1 protein-coding gene is annotated in these 1,963 nt (G+C 48.5%); it reads right to left on the reverse strand.

The window, feature by feature from the left end; genetic code table 11:
- Positions 1-1,848, reverse strand: a 1,848-nt coding sequence (locus Q9J79_RS10265) for a pertactin-like passenger domain-containing protein (protein WP_304685384.1), incomplete at its 3' end; no start/stop codon positions are given.
- Positions 1,849-1,963 lie beyond the last annotated feature (115 nt).

Genomic DNA, 1,963 nt, shown 5'->3' on the forward strand with positions numbered 1-1,963 from the left:
GTGGATTTCGCCCATACGCTGCACCAGCGTTTCATCGGAAACCGCGTTCAACTGATATAACGCCTCGCCGAAAAGGACGCTGCTCGATGCGCCCGTCGACAATGTGGCCGGGTAGAGGTAGAAATCCCGCTTGCCGTCGGGGGTAATTTCGACATATTTGGATTTTTCCGACTCGCCCAACTTGAAGCACCACGCCCCGTGTTCCGTACAGCGGACGTGCAGCTTATAGGATGCACCGCCGCCTGCCGACCCCTGATTTTCGACCAGCTTTAAAAATTCCCTGCCCGTCGTTGGTGCCTTGGCATTGTCTTCATATTCGATGATGTGTACGCCTTCGCTGCCTTCGCGCGTAATCAGCTTGTCCGACTTGCCGCTCACGATGTTGCCCTGCATCTTGAACACGCCGCCGTTTCCCTTCAGGCTGGATACGGAGACGTTTACATTCCTGCCGCCGTCCGAGAAGCTCACTTCCGCGCCGTTGCTGATGTCCAATCCGTTGATTTTTGAAGTATTCTGCACATTCCAGCGCGCGCCGTCCTTCATCGTCATATTGATGGATGACGCGCTGTCTTTACGGTCTTCCTCAAACAGGGGCTGCCCGTTGGGCGGATTATCGGGATCGTCGGGATCGCCGGTATATTTTTGTTTGCCGATATGGGCTTCCCCGTTGAGATAAGAATTTTTGTTTTTCAGGTTTAAATCTATCACGCCGCCGTTGAGGACGTGGATGTCGCCGTCGATTTGCACCGTTCCGTCGCCCTTGATGTCCACCCTGCTGTTTTTACCGTCCACATTCAAAGCGTCGCCGATGGATTTTTGTTTCCCACTTTCTTCAAGCACCGGCTGCACGTCGATTTTGACATCGCTATGGAAGGTGGCGCGGTTGTACGAATCTTCCGGCACATCCTCGCTGTTGCTGCTTTTTTTCGGCAGATTTCCCACATAAACACCGTAGTTTTCGGCATTCTTATTATTGCCGCGATCCACCTTGATGCTGACCCCGCCGTGAAAATCCATTTCGGTCTGGTTGACGACCGTTTTGCTCGTTCCCAACGTGCTGATGATTACATCCTTATATTGCGTTATCGAGATGCCGCGCCCGCGCGTACTCCCAGATTGGACGTATATGTTCAGATTGGAACCTGCTTCCGACTCGATTTTGGTGTGGTTTTTGGTGCCCGAGGGTAGTCTGGTTTTATTATTCTTGAATAACTGTATGCCGTTCCCTTCGTTTTTTGATTTGGTGCCGTCTGTATAGAGATAGTTGTTTCCCTTAAAGGTCAGGGTTGTGTCCGACATACCGTAAGGGTTTGACAACTCATCGTTTGCGAAAACGGCATTCGATGAAGAGCTATTTTTGACGGATACGTTTTCCAAGGTAATGTCGTTGCCCTTTGCCTCATAGCTTTTGTCTGCAAACAAAATCCCGGCATTTTGAGCACCTGACGAAAGCGTGTATCGACCGCCGCTCACCTGCCCTGTAGCTCTTATCTTTTCGATGGTCCAATGCGCGGGCTCTTTCAACACTTCGCCCCTTGCATCTTTCAACAACGCTTCACCATTTGCATCTGTCAAATCTTTTTCACCGAGAGAAGGGTTGCCCTTGACGGTAATGATATTTTTCGCGCCTTTGCCATTGGCGGCAATCACCAAGGAATTAATCGGCTTGACGGCAGTTTCACCCGAATAATCGAAAGTATGTTCGTTGGTCTGATTTCTGGTCGCTATCGCCGCCGTATAAGTTCTTTCTTCTTTAATAGTACCTTTAGTGGCGGCAATGCTTTTTTCCGTACCCGCAGCCAGCAGGCAGGAAGAAAGGAGGCAGCGGGCGATTGTTTCATTTTTCATAAGTTTTCCACACTTCTTGCATATTATCCTTAATTTTATACCAATCGGGTAATCTAATCAAAAAAAAAAAAAAAAAAAAAAAAAAAAAAAAAAAAAAAAAAAAAAAATTTTTTTT

Source organism: Neisseria viridiae, from assembly GCF_962747995.1.
GTDB classification, from domain to species: domain Bacteria; phylum Pseudomonadota; class Gammaproteobacteria; order Burkholderiales; family Neisseriaceae; genus Neisseria; species Neisseria viridiae.